Annotated in this window: 18 protein-coding genes and 1 pseudogene; 7 read left to right on the forward strand and 12 right to left on the reverse strand. The window is 64.8% G+C overall.

Translation table 11 applies throughout. The features are described 5' to 3' along the window. A pseudogene (locus tag GQ57_RS42330) lies at positions 1-112 on the forward strand (3-hydroxybutyrate dehydrogenase); the annotation flags it as partial. 124 nt (positions 113-236) lie between these two features. Here the strand turns inward: GQ57_RS42330 and GQ57_RS30415 are convergent. After that, on the reverse strand, positions 237-1,436 hold the full coding sequence (locus GQ57_RS30415) for an amino acid aminotransferase (RefSeq protein ID WP_031401947.1): 1,200 nt from the start codon (positions 1,434-1,436) through the stop codon (positions 237-239). Between the two features lie 250 nt (positions 1,437-1,686). On the opposite strand from GQ57_RS30415, the gene uvrB reads away from it, so the two are divergent. From uvrB to GQ57_RS30440, 5 genes are all read left to right on the forward strand, one after another. Further along, positions 1,687-3,777, forward strand: a complete 2,091-nt coding sequence (gene uvrB / locus GQ57_RS30420; RefSeq protein WP_031401948.1) for an excinuclease ABC subunit UvrB — start codon at positions 1,687-1,689, stop codon at positions 3,775-3,777. 221 nt (positions 3,778-3,998) lie between these two features. Beyond that, positions 3,999-4,550 (forward strand): iron transporter, encoded by a 552-nt coding sequence (locus GQ57_RS30425; protein ID WP_031401949.1) that lies wholly within the window; start codon positions 3,999-4,001, stop codon positions 4,548-4,550. 55 nt (positions 4,551-4,605) lie between these two features. Further along, the gene (locus tag GQ57_RS30430; protein ID WP_031401950.1) at positions 4,606-4,938 is read left to right on the forward strand and encodes a cupredoxin domain-containing protein; all 333 of its coding nucleotides are present in this window, start codon (positions 4,606-4,608) and stop codon (positions 4,936-4,938) included. Positions 4,939-4,996: 58 nt separating this feature from the next. Then, positions 4,997-5,839 (forward strand): FTR1 family iron permease, encoded by an 843-nt coding sequence (locus GQ57_RS30435; RefSeq protein WP_031401951.1) that lies wholly within the window; start codon positions 4,997-4,999, stop codon positions 5,837-5,839. Further along, the gene (locus tag GQ57_RS30440; RefSeq protein WP_034199802.1) at positions 5,836-7,233 is read left to right on the forward strand and encodes a 4Fe-4S binding protein; all 1,398 of its coding nucleotides are present in this window, start codon (positions 5,836-5,838) and stop codon (positions 7,231-7,233) included. Before GQ57_RS30435 ends, GQ57_RS30440 begins: the two co-directional genes overlap by 4 nt. 280 nt (positions 7,234-7,513) lie before the next feature. Here the strand turns inward: GQ57_RS30440 and hemP are convergent, their stop codons facing one another. From hemP to GQ57_RS30455, 3 genes are all read right to left on the reverse strand, one after another. Further along, positions 7,514-7,759, reverse strand: a complete 246-nt coding sequence (gene hemP, locus GQ57_RS30445) for a hemin uptake protein HemP (protein ID WP_031401953.1) — start codon at positions 7,757-7,759, stop codon at positions 7,514-7,516. 140 nt (positions 7,760-7,899) lie between these two features. Next, entirely contained in the window at positions 7,900-8,382 is a 483-nt protein-coding gene (locus GQ57_RS30450; protein WP_031401954.1) for an SRPBCC family protein, read from the reverse strand. A 99-nt stretch (positions 8,383-8,481) separates the two neighbouring features. After that, positions 8,482-9,354, reverse strand: a complete 873-nt coding sequence (locus GQ57_RS30455) for a pirin family protein (protein ID WP_031401955.1) — start codon at positions 9,352-9,354, stop codon at positions 8,482-8,484. A 122-nt stretch (positions 9,355-9,476) separates the two neighbouring features. Between GQ57_RS30455 and GQ57_RS30460 the strand changes: the two genes are divergently transcribed. Further along, complete coding sequence (locus GQ57_RS30460; protein ID WP_031401956.1) at positions 9,477-10,451, forward strand: LysR family transcriptional regulator; 975 nt, start codon at positions 9,477-9,479, stop codon at positions 10,449-10,451. Between the two features lie 384 nt (positions 10,452-10,835). Here GQ57_RS30460 and GQ57_RS30465 read toward each other — a convergent pair whose 3' ends face one another. The 8 genes from GQ57_RS30465 to GQ57_RS30500 form a co-directional block, all read right to left on the reverse strand. Further along, positions 10,836-11,264: an ExbD/TolR family protein gene (locus GQ57_RS30465; RefSeq protein WP_031401957.1), complete on the reverse strand. Its 429-nt coding sequence runs from the start codon at positions 11,262-11,264 to the stop codon at positions 10,836-10,838. Positions 11,265-11,277: 13 nt separating this feature from the next. Further along, positions 11,278-12,009 carry a MotA/TolQ/ExbB proton channel family protein gene (locus GQ57_RS30470; RefSeq protein WP_031401958.1) on the reverse strand — a complete coding sequence of 244 codons (732 nt, stop codon included), beginning with the start codon at positions 12,007-12,009 and terminating at the stop codon, positions 11,278-11,280. 36 nt (positions 12,010-12,045) lie between these two features. Next, positions 12,046-12,774, reverse strand: a complete 729-nt coding sequence (locus GQ57_RS30475; protein ID WP_034199803.1) for an energy transducer TonB — start codon at positions 12,772-12,774, stop codon at positions 12,046-12,048. A gap of 218 nt (positions 12,775-12,992) precedes the next feature. Then, positions 12,993-13,229 carry a (2Fe-2S)-binding protein gene (locus GQ57_RS30480; protein ID WP_031401960.1) on the reverse strand — a complete coding sequence of 79 codons (237 nt, stop codon included), beginning with the start codon at positions 13,227-13,229 and terminating at the stop codon, positions 12,993-12,995. A 150-nt stretch (positions 13,230-13,379) separates the two neighbouring features. Continuing rightward, positions 13,380-14,240, reverse strand: a complete 861-nt coding sequence (gene murI / locus GQ57_RS30485) for a glutamate racemase (protein WP_034199804.1) — start codon at positions 14,238-14,240, stop codon at positions 13,380-13,382. Between the two features lie 35 nt (positions 14,241-14,275). Next, positions 14,276-14,752: a bacterioferritin gene (gene bfr / locus GQ57_RS30490; protein ID WP_011352652.1), complete on the reverse strand. Its 477-nt coding sequence runs from the start codon at positions 14,750-14,752 to the stop codon at positions 14,276-14,278. Positions 14,753-14,945: 193 nt separating this feature from the next. Next, the gene (locus GQ57_RS30495; RefSeq protein ID WP_031401962.1) at positions 14,946-16,469 is read right to left on the reverse strand and encodes a fumarate hydratase; all 1,524 of its coding nucleotides are present in this window, start codon (positions 16,467-16,469) and stop codon (positions 14,946-14,948) included. Between the two features lie 34 nt (positions 16,470-16,503). Then, complete coding sequence (locus tag GQ57_RS30500; protein ID WP_031401963.1) at positions 16,504-17,112, reverse strand: TIGR00645 family protein; 609 nt, start codon at positions 17,110-17,112, stop codon at positions 16,504-16,506. Between the last annotated feature and the right edge of the window lies 1 nt (position 17,113).

Consider the following 17,113-nt stretch of genomic DNA (forward strand, 5'->3'; position numbering starts at 1 on the left):
GTTCACGACGGTGCAGGACGTCGCGCAGACGGTGCTGTTCCTGTCGGCATTCCCGAGCGCCGCGCTCACGGGCCAGTCGTTCGTCGTCAGCCACGGCTGGTTCATGCAGTGAGCGATGCGGAGGCGGGCGGCCTGGACGCCCGCCGGCAAATCGCCATGAAAAACGCGCTCCGTGGAGCGCGTTTTTCATTTCGGCAGGGCGGGGCCGATGACGGCCGCCGCCCGCTGGCGCTGTCTTACTTCAGGACGGCCGCGACTGCATTGGCGACTGCGTCGAGGTTGCGCGTGTTCAGCGCTGCGACGCAGATCCGGCCCGTGCCGACCGCATAGATGCCGAATTCGTCGCGCAGGCGATCGACTTGCGCCGAGGTCAGGCCCGAATACGAGAACATCCCGCGCTGCGCGTTGATGAAGCTGAAATCGCGATCGACGCCGCTTGCCTTCAGGCGCTCGACGAGGCCGTTGCGCATGGCGCGGATGCGGTCACGCATTTCACCGAGTTCCTGCACCCACGAAGCGTGGAGTTCCGGCGATGCGAGCACGGCCGCGACCACGGCGCCGCCATGCGTCGGCGGGTTCGAGTAGTTCGTGCGGATCACGCGCTTCAGTTGCGACAGCACGCGCGTGGCCTCGTCCTTGCTCGACGTGATGATCGACAGCGCACCGACGCGCTCGCCATACAGCGAGAACGACTTCGAGAACGACGACGACACGAATGCGTTCAGGTCGGCCGCGGCGAACAGGCGTACGGCGGCGGCATCGGCCTCGATGTCCTCGCCGAAGCCCTGGTAGGCGATGTCGAGGAACGGCACGAGGTTGCGGGCCTTCACGACTTCCACGACCTGTTGCCATTGCGCTTCGGTCAGGTCCACGCCGGTCGGGTTGTGGCAGCAGGCGTGCAGCACGACGATCGTGCCCGCCTCGTAGCCGTTCAGCGCCGACAGCATGCCGTCGAAGTTCACGCCGTTGGTGGCAGCGTCGTAGTACGGGTACGAGACGACCTCGAAGCCGGCCGCCTCGAACAGCGCGCGGTGGTTTTCCCAGCTCGGATCGCTGATCGCGACCTTCACGTTCGGGTTCACGGTGCGCAGGAAATCGGCGCCGATCTTCAGTGCGCCCGTGCCGCCCAGTGCCTGGGCCGTGACCACGCGGCCCGCAGCGATCAGCGGCGAGTCGTTGCCGAGCAGCAGCTTTTGCACGGATGCATCGTAGGCGGCGATCCCGTCGATCGGCAGGTAGCCGCGCGGCAGGCCGGCCTCGACGCGCGCCTTCTCCGCATCGCGAACCGCGCGCAGCAGCGGGATCTTGCCTTCTTCGTTCGTGTACACGCCGACGCCGAGGTTGACCTTGGTCGGACGCGCATCGGCGTTGAAGGCTTCGTTCAGGCCCAGGATCGGGTCGCGGGGGGCAAGCTGGACATCGGAGAAGAGCGACATGATGATTCGGCAGTAGTGAAAAGAGGGTCAGGCTTTCAGCCGGCGGGACGGAGGCAGCGGACCGCGCGCCGATGGCGCGACGCCGGAAAGCGCAGCAGCCTGACATTGTAGCGAATTCACGCTGGCGGGGGCGGGCGAATCGGCGGCGAATCGCGATTCCGGACGGCCGCCGCGCGTCAGGAGCCGACAGCAGTTCACGGGGCCGCGAAGCGCTAGAATGCTTTCTTTGCCCTTGCTCCGGCCGCATTCCATGTCCGAACATCATGCCGAAACCGGCGACGCGCTCGACGAATCCAAATTCGTCACCTTCGAAGGGTCGCCGTTCCAGCTGTACCAGCCGTATCCGCCCGCCGGTGACCAGCCGACCGCCATCGAGACGCTCGTCGAAGGGGTCGAGGACGGCCTCTCGTTCCAGACGCTGCTCGGCGTGACGGGCTCGGGCAAGACCTTCACGATGGCGAACACGATCGCGCGGCTCGGCCGCCCGGCAATCGTGTTCGCGCCGAACAAGACGCTCGCCGCGCAGCTCTATGCCGAGTTTCGCGAGTTCTTCCCGCGCAACGCGGTCGAGTATTTCGTCTCGTACTACGATTATTACCAGCCTGAAGCGTACGTGCCGCAGCGCGACCTGTTCATCGAGAAGGACTCGTCGATCAACGAGCACATCGAACAGATGCGCCTGTCGGCGACCAAGAGCCTGATGGAGCGTCGCGACGTGGTGATCGTCGCGACGGTGTCGGCGATCTACGGTATCGGCAATCCGTCCGAATACCATCAGATGATCCTGACGCTGCGCACCGGCGACAAGCTCGGCCAGCGCGACGTGATCGCGCGGCTGATCGCGATGCAGTACACGCGCAACGAGCAGGATTTCCAGCGGGGCACGTTCCGCGTGCGCGGCGACACGATCGACATCTTTCCGGCCGAGCACGCGGAAATGGCCGTGCGTGTCGAACTGTTCGACGACGAGGTCGAGACATTGCAGTTGTTCGATCCGCTGACGGGGCGCGTGCGGCAGAAGATCCCGCGCTTCACCGTCTATCCGTCGTCGCACTACGTGACGCCGCGCGACACCGTGATGCGCGCGGTCGAGACGATCAAGGACGAATTGCGCGAACGCCTCGAGTTCTTCCACCGCGACGGCAAGCTCGTCGAGGCGCAGCGCCTCGAGCAGCGCACGCGTTTCGATCTCGAGATGCTGCAGGAGCTCGGCTTCTGCAAGGGCATCGAGAACTACTCGCGGCATTTTTCGGGGGCGGAGCCCGGCGACCCGCCGCCGACGCTCGTCGACTACCTGCCGCCCGATGCGCTGATGCTGCTGGACGAATCGCACGTGCTGATCGGCCAGCTGAACGGCATGTACAACGGCGACCGCGCGCGCAAGGAAAACCTCGTCAATTACGGATTCCGCCTGCCGTCGGCGCTCGACAACCGGCCGCTGAAGTTTCCCGAGTTCGAGCGCAAGATGCGCCAGGTCGTGTTCGTGTCGGCCACGCCGGCCGACTACGAGCAGCGCGTGACCGGGCAGATCGCCGAGCAGGTCGTGCGGCCGACCGGGCTCGTCGATCCGGAAATCGAAGTGCGGCCGGCGAGCACGCAGGTCGACGACGTGCTGGCCGAGATCAACGAGCGCGTGAAGGCCGAGGAGCGCGTGCTGATCACCGTGCTGACGAAGCGCATGGCCGAGCAGCTCACCGAATTCCTCGCCGATCACGGCGTCAAGGTGCGTTACCTGCACAGCGACATCGACACGGTCGAGCGCGTCGAGATCATCCGCGACCTGCGGCTCGGCACGTTCGACGTGCTGGTCGGGATCAACCTGCTGCGCGAGGGCCTGGACATTCCCGAGGTGTCGCTGGTCGCGATCCTCGATGCGGACAAGGAAGGCTTCCTGCGCGCCGAGCGCTCGCTGATCCAGACGATCGGCCGGGCTGCGCGCAACGTGAACGGCAAGGCGATCCTCTATGCGGACAACATGACCGAGTCGATGAAGCGCGCGATCGGCGAGACCGAGCGGCGCCGCGCGAAGCAGGTGGCCCACAACGAGCAGATGGGCATCACGCCGCGCGGCGTCGTGAAGCGCATCAAGGACATCATCGACGGGGTCTACAGCGCCGACGAGGCGCGCGCGGAGCTGAAGGAGGCGCAGCAGCGCGCGAAATTCGAGGACATGTCGGAGAAGCAACTCGCCAAGGAAATCAAGCGGCTCGAGAAGCAGATGGCCGACTACGCGAAGAACCTCGAGTTCGAGAAGGCTGCCGCGACGCGCGACCAGCTTGCGCTGCTGCGTGAGCGTGTATTCGGCGCGAACGTCGGCGACCACGTCAACGGCGGCCGGTAAATCCTTTCCGAACGTCACCGAAACCTGTCGGCGTCCCGGCGGTAAGCCTTGTCGTATCAGGGGTTTACGGCCGTTCCGGTTTGTTCCGGAACAGGATCGGTGCTAAACTCCGCAATTATTGAGAATTATTCGCATTAGCGTTCTTCATCGCGTTAGTGTATTCGGCGGATCGGCCCGACGGGCCGTTCGCATGGTTCCAGATCAAATAACAAGGAGTGTCCATGTTGGGTTCTTCGTTCATCCGCACGACGGTTGCGGTAGCGGCGGCGCTGGCCGCGATGTCGGCCACGGCCGCCGAATATCCGATCGGCAAGCAGCAGATCCAGGGTGGCATGGAGATCGGCGCGGTGTACCTGCAGCCGATCACGATGGATCCGGAAGGGATGATGCGCAAGGCGTCGGATTCCGACGTCCACCTCGAGGCCGACATCCACGCGGTCAAGAACAACCCGACGGGTTTCGCGGAAGGCGACTGGATGCCGTACCTGCAGGTCACCTACAAGCTGACGAAGCAGGGTGACGCGAAATGGAAGGCGGAAGGCGACCTGATGGCCATGGTGGCAAGCGACGGTCCGCATTACGGCGACAACGTGAAGCTGAACGGCCCGGGCAAGTACCACCTGACGATGGTCGTCAAGCCGCCGATGCAGACGGGCCATATGGCGTTCGGCCGCCACATCGACAAGGAAACGGGCGTAGGCCCGTGGTTCAAGCCCGTTACCCTCGAGTACGACTTCCCGTTCGCCGGGATCGGCAAGAAGGGCGGTTACTGATCGGTGGCATGACGGACGGCGCGCTTCGGCGCGCCGTCGGCGTAGAGAACCCAGAATGAATATTCCCCAGAAAATCGTTGCCGCAGCCGCTGCGATGTGGCTCGCGGGCGCGGCGTACGCCGCCGATCTGCCGACGTTCAAGCTCGAGATGACGGACGGCAAGCTGAATCCCGCCCGCATCGAAGTGCCGGCCGGCCAGCGCTTCAAGATCGAGATCAAGAATACCGGCAAGGGTGCCGCCGAATTCGAGAGCGTGCAGTTGCGCAAGGAGAAGGTGCTCGCGCCGGGCGCCGATTCGTTCGTGGTCGTCGCGCCGCTGTCGCCGGGCGAATACAAGTTTTTCGACGATTTCCACCAGCAGGCGCAGGGCGTGATCGTCGCGAAGTAGTGCGTTTTATCTGCGCGCGGGCACACCTGTCCCGTGCAACGCGCGTCAGGAGGTATCGATGGGTCAGATCTTGTTCATCGTCTGGCGGGAGAGCGTCGAAGCGCTGCTCGTCGTCGGCATTCTCTATGCATGGCTGAAAAACGGCGACGACGATGCGCGCCGCGGCCTGCCCTTTCTCTGGGCCGGTGTCGGCGCCGGCCTGCTGATGGCCGTCGGCCTCGGCGCCGCGCTGGTCGGCTTCACCGAAGTGTTGTCCGGCGATGCGCAGGACTACTTCCAGACGGCCATGGTGCTGATCGCATGCGTGCTGATCGTGCAGATGGTGCTGTGGATGCGCCGGCATGGCCGCACGCTGAAGCGTGACATGGAGCAATCGCTGCAGCAGAGCACGCGCGATTCGAACTGGTGGGGCGTCGCGGTGCTGGTCGCGCTCGCGATCGCGCGCGAAGGCAGCGAGACGGTGATCTTCCTGTATGGCCTCGGGTTCGGCCAGTCGGGCCATGTCGACGGCCAGCAGATGCTCGCGGTCCTGATCGGTCTCGGCCTCGCGTTCTTCACGTTCTATCTGCTGCAGCTCGGCGGCAAGTTCTTCTCGTGGCGGCATTTCTTCCGCGTCACCGAAGTGATGCTGCTGTTTCTCGGCGCGGGACTGTTCCAGACCGGCGTCGACAAGCTGATCGACAAGGAAATCCTGCCGCTCGGCATTTCGCAGGTGTGGGACACGTCCGCGATCCTCGACGATTCGGGCACGTTCGGCTCGCTCGTCGCCACGCTGACCGGCTATCGCGCGCACCCGGCACTGACCAACCTGGTCGCTTACGCGGTGTACTGGGCCGTCGTCTGGGTGTTGCTGAAGCGCGCGAGCCGTGGTCCGGCCGTTGCCGCAGGTCGCGCGGCATGAGCGTCGCCGCCGCGGCCAAGCCGGGCTGGCTTGCGCAGGCCGGCCAGTGGATGCAGCGCCACGGCGCGCTGATCCGCGGCATCCAGTGGGCCGTCGTCGCCGTCTATGCGTTCCTGATCATCGTGCCGGCGGTGTTGCCGCTGCCGGACGACTCCGCACACCTGTGGAGCAACCTCACGCTGATCGCGCAATTCACGTTCTGGGGCATCTGGTGGCCGTTCGTACTGCTGTCGATGGTGATGCTCGGCCGCGTCTGGTGCGGCGTGCTGTGCCCGGAAGGCGCGCTTACCGAATTCGCGAGCAAGTTCGGCCGCGGCGGTCCGATCCCGCGCTGGATGCGGTGGGGCGGCTGGCCGTTCGTCGCGTTCGGGCTCACGACGATCTACGGGCAAATGGTGAGCGTGTACCAGTATCCGCTCGCGGTGCTGTTCGTGCTCGGCGGGTCGACCGTCGGCGCCATCGTGATCGGCGTGCTGTACGGCCGCGAGAAGCGCGTGTGGTGCAAGTACCTGTGTCCGGTCAACGGCGTATTCGGACTCCTCGCGCGGCTTGCGCCGATGCGCTACAAGGTCGACGAGGATGCGTGGCGCCGCTCGTACAAGAACGGTGAGCACGGCCATCGCGTGATTCCGATCAACTGCGCGCCGCTCGTCCCGTTGCGCAGCATGAAGGGCGCGGCGGCGTGCCATATGTGCGGCCGCTGCAGCGGGCATCGCGATGCGATCTCGCTGTCGTTGCGCTCGCCATCCGACGAGGTCGTGAACCTCGGCGCGCAGCAGACGAACCCGTGGGACACCGCGTTGATCCTGTACGGCCTGCTCGGCGTCGCGATCGGTGCGTTTCACTGGACCGTCAGCCCGTGGTTCGTTCAGATCAAGCAATGGCTCGCAGGCTGGCTGATCGATCGAGACATCACGTGGCCGCTCGAAACCAACGCGCCGTGGTTCCTGCTCACGCACTATCCGGATCGCAACGACGTGTTCTCCTGGCTCGACGGCGGGCTGATCGTCAGCTACATCGTCGGCACGGGGCTCGTGTACGGCACGGCGCTGCTGGTGCTGCTGGCGGGCGCCACGCTGATGCTCGGCCGGTTCGACCGCACGCGGCTGCATCATCTCGCGCAGGCGCTGATCCCGATCGCAGGCGCGGGTGTGTTCCTCGGCCTGTCGGCCACGACGCTGTCGCTGCTGCGTGCCGAGCATGTGCCGCTCGGCTGGGCGGCCGACGTGCGCATCGCGATTCTGGTCGGCGCCAACGCATGGAGTGCGTGGCTCGCGTGGAAAGTGACAGGGCGCTACGCAGCCTTGTCGCGCCGGTTCGTGGCGTTCGCGTGGTTCGCCGTCGGGCTTGCCGTCGTCGACAGCGCCTGGTGGTTGATGTTCTGGGGTTTCTGAAGCCGCCTGCATGCCGCTTCGGCGGTCAGGCATCGATGCCGTAACGAACAAGCGCATGCGGCATGCCTCGTCGTGCGTTGGCCGACCAAACAAAAGAGCGGCACGTCTTTCGACGTGCCGCTCTTTTTCTTCCTTGTGCGAGAACCAAAAAAATGGCTTGGCTTGCTGCAACGGCTGCTTGAGTGTGTTTGCACGAAGGGGTCTAGATCTCGCGTGCAAGCCGTTACGCTGGCTACTGCCCAACACCTCTCAGGGAGGTGGTCCCCACAATACTCTGTCGTTACTTCGTCAGGATCAGTTTGCCGAGCCGGGTGGCGCGCAACTGATACGTTTCTCCGTTATGCGCGATGCTCACATGGCTTTGGCCTTGCAGCAGCGCATCGCTGCTGACGACTCGCGTGCCTGCATCGCGGTTGCCGGCGGGCTTCGCCGGCGTGGTGACCGCTGCCGTCTTCTGACGGCTGCTGGCTGCGGTGCCGGTCGGGCGGCGCAAGGTCAGCGTGGTCGGGCGCATGGTGTCGGTCATTCGTTTGATCGGTGACTGTCGATACGATGGAATGAATTCTAAATGATAATTATTCCCATTTACAAAAACTCTTTATCAATCGGTTTTGCAATATTGATAGCTTGATTCGAATGGGCGGCCGGGGGGGGCCGCCACCGGGGTCAGTGCAGCGGATCGGGGTCCTTGCGGCCCTGCGTGTATTCGCGAATCAGGCGGACCGTATCGATATCCGACGTGCGGTACGCTTCCTTGACGATCCCGTGCGTCTGCCGCGCTTCTTCGCTGTCGTCCGAGACGGTCAGCGTCGTGCGGTATTCGAACCGCAGGAACAGCTGGTGATCGTCGCGCTCCTCGATCGTCATCGTCAGCGAGCCGCCGATCTCGCCGTCCGCCGCGCGGATGTCGTAGCGGACCTGCTGGTTCGGCGTGAACGTGACGTGGTCGCGCACGGTCGCGTGGCCGTAGTGCAGTTCTCGTTCGAGCGTCGTGTCCGTGCGCTCATGGACGACACAGCTGTCGAGGCCGATCACGAACAGTTGCGGCTGTTCGGCACGCAGCACGAGGCCTTCCCAGAGCTGGTCGCGAGTGAGGTTCGGCACGGCCGGATCGTCGGAGTTGATCTGGATCAGATGTTCGAAGTTCAAGGGGACGGGTTCCTTCTGGCGGCGCGGAGCCGCATGGTTCAAGAAGTCATTGTGACGCAAAACCATCCGTTTCGCGGATCCTGCCGCCCCCGCCGGGCATCATGCTTCGATCCGGCCCATGCGGCCCGTCTGGTAGTCGACGACAGCCTGCCGGATCTCCTCCTCGGTGTTCATCACGAACGGGCCGTAGCGGACGATCGGCTCGTTGAGCGGCACGCCGCCGATCAGCAGCACATCGAGCGGCATATCGCCTGCGGCGAACGTGACCGTGTCGCCGTCGTCGCCGTAGACGATCATGTGCCGTGCGTCGACAGCCTGCCTGCCGGGCCCGTAGAGGCCCGTTCCGTCGATCGGATAGGCAAACACGCGATACCCGGCCGGCACGGGCTGAGCGACCGTTGCACCCGGCTCCAGCGTGAAATGCTGGTAGAGGATCGGTGTGCGCGTCTCGATCGCGGACCGGACGCCGAACGCTTCGCCGGCGATGACGCGCACGCGTGCGCGGCCGTCCGGCGACGTTGCGGTCGGGATGCCGCTGGCCGGGATCTCCTGGTAGCGGGGAGCGATCAGTTTGTCGCGGCGCGGCAGGTTGACCCACAGCTGGAAGCCGTGCGAGCGGCCGCCCGTCCGCGCGAATTCCGGATCCGGCATCTCGCTGTGTACGACGCCGGCGCCCGCCGTCATCCATTGCACGTCACCCGGGCCGAGCGTGCCGGCATGGCCGGACGAGTCGCGATGACGGAAGCGCCCGTCGAGTGCGTAGGTGACGGTTTCGAAGCCGCGATGCGGATGGTCGGGGGCGCCCTTGGCTTCGCCGGGTGCGTAGTCGACGGGACCCATCTCGTCGAGCAGCAGGAACGGATCGAAATCCATCAGCAGGCGGGTCGGGAACGGACGGTGAACCACGAAGCCGCCGCCTTCGGTCGTGCGAAGCGCGGGGTAGGTGCGGTCAAGCGAGCGAGCGGTCGTCATGCGGAAGCCCTCGAAATGAGCGGAATAGCGTTATTTTTGAAACATGGCGCTATTATATTGGGCGTTTTACCGGCCGATTTGCGGCGGTTCGCAATGGATTGTTCTGAAATTGGAACGATGAGATGAATATCGATGCACACAACCTGAACGACCTCATGTACTTCTCGCAGGTCGTCGAACATGGCGGTTTCTCGGCCGCGGAGCGCGTGCTGGGCATCTCGAAATCGCGTCTGTCGCGGCGCCTGACCGAGCTCGAGGCGGCGCTCGGCGTGCGGCTGCTGCAGCGCTCGACGCGCAAGCTCGCGCTGACGGAGGCGGGGGAGCTGTTCTACCAGCATTGCCAGGCGATGCTCGCCGAGGCACAGGCCGCGATGAATGCGGTGCAGCAGTTGCGCGCATCGCCGCGCGGCTCGGTGCGCGTCAGCGTGCCGGTGACGCTGTCGCAGACGATGCTGTCGCGCATCCTGCCCGAATTCCTGCGCCGCTATCCCGAGGTGAAGGTGCACGTTCGCGTCACGAATCGCGTGATCGACCTGTTCGAGGATTCGGTCGATGTTGCACTGCGCGTGCGTTCGGAGCCGCCGCAGAATGCCAACATCGTCGTGCGGCCGCTGTGGCGCACCGAGCAGATGCTGGTCGGCGCACCGAGCCTGCTGAGCCAGAATGCGCCGCCGCTGTTGCCGGACGACCTGACCGGATTCGAGACGCTCGATACGCCGAGCGTCGACGGGCGGCATGTGTTCAACCTGATCGCGCCGGACGGTACGCGTCATGTGCACGAGCACGACCCGCGGCTCGTGACGGCCGACCTGATGACGATCCGCGAAGCGGTGCTCGACGGCCTGGGCATCGCGGCGCTTCCGGAGATGATGTACGGCAACGCATTGCGCGCGGGGCAACTGTCGCCCGTGATGCCGGGCTGGACGCTGCCGGTGCCGCAGCTGTATGCGGTGTTCGTGTCGCGGCAGGGGATGCCGCCCGCGGTGCGTGCATTCGTCGACTATCTGGTCGAGAAGCTCGATCACGGCGCCTACAAGGAGCCGGGGTGCCCTGAGCGTGCGAAGAAGGAAGCGGCGGCCGATGCTTCGGCGACCTGAACACGGCGCGCGCGACGAGGCAAATTTGTTTTGTCATTGAAGCGTCGTCTGCAATCGCAAGTTTCAATCGCTGGACCCTTGAATGCGCGGGCGCACGGGCCTATATTGAAATCCCATTTCGTGAAGGAAGTTCTGAGCGAAATCAGGTGGCCGCATATATTGTGAGCCAGATAGGGCAGAACGCGCAGTCCGTGCAGACCACGGCAGAGTCGCATTTGCGTTGCTCGAGGCGCAACCGATACCGCCAAAGAGCCCGCCGCCCGAAGGCGCCCGCGTGCGCATGAAAAAAGGCCTTCATCTGGCGATGAAGGCCTTTTACTTTGGGTGCGGCCGGCGAGGTGCGGCCGGCGAGGCGCTGCCGGCCCCGCACTGCTTGCGTGTGCGTTACTTCGCTTTCGCCGCGGGCTCCGTCACGAAGCCGAGCTTCGTCAGGCCGCCGGCCTGCGCATCCGACATCACTTCGGCAACGTGCTCGTAGGCGACCTTGCGATCCGCGCGCAGATGGAGTTCCGGCTGCGGCGTGCGTTGCGCCGCTTCCGCGATGCGCGTCTGCATCTGTTCGCGCGTGACCTTCTGGTCGTTCCACAGGATCGTGCCGTCGCCCTCGATGGCGACGTCGACCGTCTGCGGCTTCTCCTCGACGGGCTGGCTGCTTGCATGCGGCAGGTCGATCTTCACCGCATGCTGCATTGCCGGGATCGTCACGAGGAAAATGATCAGGAGTACGAGCATGACGTCGACGAGCGGCGTCATGTTGATCTCGCTCATCACTGCATCGTCGTCATCGTCGCTGAAACCGGTGTTCATTGCCATGGTTCACCCCGCCTCAGCTGGCGCGCGTCGCGAGACGCAGGCCATCGCGCGTCGACGACGATGCGAGGCTCGCGCCCGTCACGAAGTACGCGTGCAGGCCGTGTGCGAAGCGACGCAGCTTGCTGACGATGCCCTTGTTCGCGCGCGTCAGTGCGTTGTAGCCGAGCACGGCCGGGATTGCGACGAACAGGCCGAAGGCCGTCATGATCAGCGATTCGCCGACCGGGCCCGCGACCTGGTCGATCGACGTCTGGCCGGTTGCGCCGATCACGAGCAGTGCGTGGTAGATCCCCCAGACCGTACCGAACAGGCCGACGAACGGCGCCGTGCTGCCGATCGATGCGAGGATCGCGAGGCCGCTCTGCATGCGCGAGATGCCTTCGTCCATCGTGTCCTTCAGGCAGCGCGTGACCCAGTCCGACACGTCCATGCGGTCGTGCAGATGCGGTTGCGTCTGGTGGTGGTGATCGGCGGCCTCCTTGCCCGACAGCGCGAGCGCGAGGAACGGGTTGTCGTTCGGCGTCGAGGCGGCGAGCCCGAGCTTCTTGATGCCGTCGTCGAAATCGTCCGAATGCCAGAACGCCCGCTCGGCATTCTTCGTGAGGCGGTTCAGGCGAATCACGTTCCAGCCCTTGACGACGATCACGATCCACGACAGGACCGACATCACGAGCAGCGCGATCGCGATGGCGCGTGTGACGAAATCACCTTGCGCCCAGACGTGCGCGATACCGTAGCTTTGCATTTTCTTATTTCCTTTGAATCTACCGAATGTGACGGGTTAATCGTCAAGCGTGAAGTTGAAGGGTAGCGTATGGGCAGCGCGGATCGCCTGGCCGTTCTCGATGTACGGCGGGCAGGTGCTGGTGCGCGTCGCCTCGAGCGCGGCTTCGTCGAGACGCGGGTAACCGCTGCTCTTCTGGAGCTGGACGCTTTCGATCTTGCCGGTCACGCCGATGATGAAGTGAACATACGCGGTGCCCGTTTCACCGCGACGACGGGACATCGGCGGATAGGTGGGCTTCACGAAATTGCAGGTGAGCGCCGCCACGTTCTTCGGTGCGCTGACCTGCATCGTCTCGCGCGCCGGGCCGGGAGCCGCGGGCGCAGCCGGCGCGGGCGCGGCGGGCGCCGGCGTGGGATCGGCGGGGGCCGGCGCAGGCGTCGGCGAGGGCGCTTGCGCGACCGGCTGAGGTGTCGGCTTGACCGCTTGCCGCACCGGCTTCGGCTCGACCTTCGGCTTCACGTGCGGCGCCGGCTTGGGCGGCGCGGGCTGCCGTGCCGCCGACTGGACCGCGACCGGCTGCGCGGCAGGCGCGGGCGGAATGAGTTGCGCGGTGATCGACTGAACCTCGATCTCCTTCGGCGGCGGTGCGTTGCGATGGAGCCAGGCGGCAGTCAGCATGATCGCGTGTGCGGCGAGCACACCGACCGCGACGACGATCACACGGGGATTCATACGTGGTGCAGCCGGCATGATGCCGGCAGGAGCGGAATGCGAAGCCTGCATGTTAGCTTGAAAGAACGATGTCGCACCCGAGGCGCGGCGGGTGAATCGGCATCACTTGCGGAAGATCAGCAGCGAGATGCAAATAGTGGTGACAAAACCGATCAGCAATTCCATGACAGGCTCCTTGGCAGGTAAGCCGCTGGCTCGCGTAGATGGTGGCTTGCTGACGGTCGAAACAAAAAATGCGGCCTGGGCCGCACGCGCACACTCGGTGCCGGTCAGGCAGCCTTGCGTTCGTAGAACGTGACCGGAATCGGGTGAGCATGATGCTCGACACCGCAGCGGCTCGCGCAGACGCCTTGCTCGGCCATGAGGTCGCGTACGGACTCCTCGCACTTGCCGCAGCACGTGGCCACGCCAAGCTCGAACTGGAGTTCATCGAAAGAGCCGACGCCCTCTGCGAGGGACGCACGAATCTTGCGATCGGAAACAGACTTGCACACGCAGACGATCATGATGAGTTGCGATAGCTAACGTTAATGCGAATTATTATCATTAATTTTGCTGGTGTTGACAAGCCGGCGTCCGGCTTTTTTTTAGGTCATCAGACCCTTGAAACGACGGGGAAGGGGGGCGGCACGCGGGCCAGGGCGTGACGGCCCGTGTCAGGCGGCTGCGCGGGCGTGCGCGTTCGGCGAGGAAATGGTGACGGATTCGACCGGGGCATCGAGGCCGAGCAGCGTCGAGGCAAGCGCCTGCAATGGCAGGCCGTCGCCGGTCGAGCAGAAGCGCGGCGGCGCCGCGTGCGTGCTGGCCGGTGCGCGCAGGCGGTGCTCGTCGAGCACCCGCATGAGCTGGCGGGCAATGGCGTCGCTGGTGTCGACGATCGTCAGACGGTCGCCCACCAGATCACGAATCGTGTCCGTGAAGAACGGGTAGTGGGTGCAGCCGAGTACCAGCGTATCGGCGCCGTCGTCGAGCATCGGCTGCAGGTAGCTGTCGAGCAGCGCGCGCAACGCGGGAGAATTCGTGTCGCCGCGCTCGATCGCTTCGACGAGCCCGTGACCGGGCTGGCAGATGAAGCGGCGGCCGGCGCCGTAGCGCTCGAGCAGCGCCTGGAAGCGCGGGCTGTTCAGCGTGGACTGCGTGGCGAGGACCCCCGCGATGCCGCTCGCGGAAACGGCGGCGGCCGGCTTGATGCCCGGCTCGACGCCGACGAGCGGCATCGGCAGGCGTTCGCGGATCGCTGCGATCGCCCGCGCGGTGGCGGTATTGCAAGCAATGACGAGCGCCTTCGCCCCTTCGCGGGCGAGCCACTCGCCGATGGCCAGCGTGCGCTCCGTAATGAACGCCTCGTCGCGCGGACCATACGGCGCGTGATGCGAATCGGCCACGTAGACGAACGATTCGTCGGGCAGTTGCGCGCGCGCGGCGCGCAGCACCGACAGGCCGCCCAGCCCGGAATCGAAGATGCCGATGGGCGCGGCGGCCGTGGCCGTCGCTGCGATAGCGGAAGACGTCGACATGAGCGGGCGGCGGGTGATGGCAGGAAAGGGCGGACTTACTCCGGCGAGCCCATCATCGTCTGCTGGTAGTTCTGCAGGCCGACCTTGCCGATCAGGTCGATCTGCGTTTCCAGCCAGTCGATGTGTTCCTCGGTGTCGTCGAGGATCTTTTCGAAGATCTCGCGCGAGACGTAGTCGCGCACCGATTCGCAGTAAGCGATCGCTTCCTTGCAGGTGGACTGCGAGATCTGCTCGAGCTTCAGGTCGCACTTCAGGATCTCTTCGGTTTCCTCGCCGACGAGCAGCTTGTGGAGATCCTGCAGGTTCGGCAGGCCGTCGAGCATGAACACGCGCTCGATCAGCCAGTCGGCGTGCTTCATTTCGCCGATCGACTCGTCGTACTCGTGCTTGCCGAGCTTCTCGAGACCCCAGTGTTTGTACATGCGGGCATGCAGGAAGTACTGGTTGATCGCCGTGAGTTCATTCTTGAGTTGGGCGTTCAGATATTCGATGACTTTCTTGTCGCCTTGCATGGCTTTTCCTTGTTCAGTGGGGCATCAGAACCCGAAAGATAATCGCTCGAGCGCGAATTGCCAAGCGTCAAAGCCTTGTCGGGCCTGACTTTTGCGTGTAATGAGAATCAGCCTCGAATAACCGGCCGTACTTAATAATGAGAATGAGAAGTAAAAAGGCCGGACTCCCGTCCGGCCTTTCGTTCGATCGCGCTTAAGCGGCCGCGACCGGGATCTTGCCGATCTTCGCCTGCCACTCCTTCGGACCGGTCTGGTGTACCGACGTGCCCGACGAATCGACGGCAACCGTCACCGGCATGTCCTGCACGTCGAACTCGTAGATCGCTTCCATGCCGAGGTCTTCGAACGCGAGCACCTTCGCGCCGCGGATCGCCTTCGACACGAGGTACGCCGCGCCGCCGACCGCCATCAGGTAGGCCGCCTTGTGCTTCTTGATTGCCTCGATCGCGACCGGGCCGCGCTCGGCCTTGCCGACCATCGAGATCAGGCCCGTTTGCGCGAGCATCGTCTCGGTGAACTTGTCCATGCGCGTGGCCGTCGTCGGGCCTGCCGGGCCGACGACTTCGTCACGCACCGGATCGACCGGGCCGACGTAGTAGATCACGCGGTTCGTGAAGTCGACCGGCAGCTTCTCGCCCTTCGCGAGCATGTCGGCGATGCGCTTGTGCGCGGCGTCGCGGCCGGTGAGCATCTTGCCGGACAGCAGCAGCGTCTGGCCCGGCGCCCAGCTTGCGACTTCTTCCGGCGTCAGCGTGTTCAGGTCGACACGCTTGCTGGTTTCCGTGTTCGGTTCCCACTGGACCTTCGGCCAGGCGTCGAGCGACGGCGCTTCAAGCTTCGCCGGGCCCGAGCCGTCGAGCACGAAGTGCGCGTGGCGGGTGGCCGCGCAGTTCGGGATCAGCGCGACCGGCTTCGACGCGGCGTGCGTCGGCGCGGCCATGATCTTCACGTCGAGCACGGTGGCCAGGCCGCCGAGGCCCTGTGCGCCGATGCCCAGCGCGTTGACCTTCTCGTGCAGCTCGACGCGCAGTTCCTCGACCCAGTCCTTCGGGCCGCGCGCGATGATTTCCTGGATGTCGATCGGCTCCATCAGCGATTCCTTCGCCATCAGCATCGCCTTCTCGGCGGTGCCGCCGATGCCGATTCCGAGCATGCCGGGCGGGCACCAGCCGGCGCCCATCGTCGGGACCGTCTTCAGCACCCAGTCGACGATCGAATCGGACGGGTTCAGCATCACGAACTTCGACTTGTTCTCCGAGCCGCCGCCCTTCGCCGCGACCTGCACGTCGACCTTGTCGCCCGGCACGATCTCGTAGTGGATCACGGCCGGCGTGTTGTCCTTCGTGTTCTTGCGGGCGCCTTCCGGCGGGTTGACGATCGATGCGCGCAGCACGTTGTCCGGGTGCGTGTAACCGCGGCGCACGCCTTCGTTGATCATGTCGGTGAGGCCCATCGTCGCGCCGTCCCAGCGCACGTCCATGCCGACCTTCACGAAGATCGTGACGATGCCGGTGTCCTGGCAGATCGGGCGACGGCCTTCCGCGCACATGCGGCTGTTCGTGAGGATCTGCGCGATCGCATCCTTCGCGGCCGGGCTTTCTTCCAGCTCGTACGCGCGGCCGAGGGCCTGGATGTAGTCGAGCGGATGGTAGTAGCTGATGTACTGCAGCGAATCCGCGATGCTCTGGATCAGGTCTTCCTGTTTGATGACGGTCATGGCTGAGACTCTGTGGGGACTGTGGGGAATGCTTTTATGCGTTGACGGCTGTTTCGGCCGGCTGGCGGGACGCGGCCGGCGCGGGCGCGTGCGTCTCGTGGAAATGGGCCGGGTGCGTGTGGGTCGTCAGGCGGTCGACCCACGCCATCACGAGCGCCGACACGAGGAACGACACGTGGATGATCACCTGCCACATGATCGCGTGCATCGTGTGCTGGTCCGGATTGATGAACGTCTTCAGCAGGTGGATCGACGAAATGCTGATCAGCGCCATCGACAGCTTGACCTTCAGCACGCCCGCGTTCACGTGGTCGAGCCATTCGGGCTCGTCGGGGTGGCCCTCGATGCCGAGGCGCGACACGAATGTTTCGTAGCCGCCGATGATCACCATGATCAGCAGGTTCGAGATCATCACCACGTCGATCAGGCCGAGCACCGCGAGCATCACGCTGATTTCGTCGAGATCCGTCGCATGCGACAGCAGGTGCCAGACTTCCTTCAGGAACAGGAACACGTAGACGGCCTGCGCGACGATCAGGCCGAGGTACAGCGGAACCTGGAGCCAGCGGCTCATGAAAATCAGCGCGGGAAGCGGGCGAAGCGGACGACGGACGGGACGGCCGGGCAGATGCGGGGCGGACATG

The organism is Burkholderia sp. MSh2 (assembly GCF_000731655.1).
GTDB lineage: Bacteria > Pseudomonadota > Gammaproteobacteria > Burkholderiales > Burkholderiaceae > Burkholderia > Burkholderia paludis.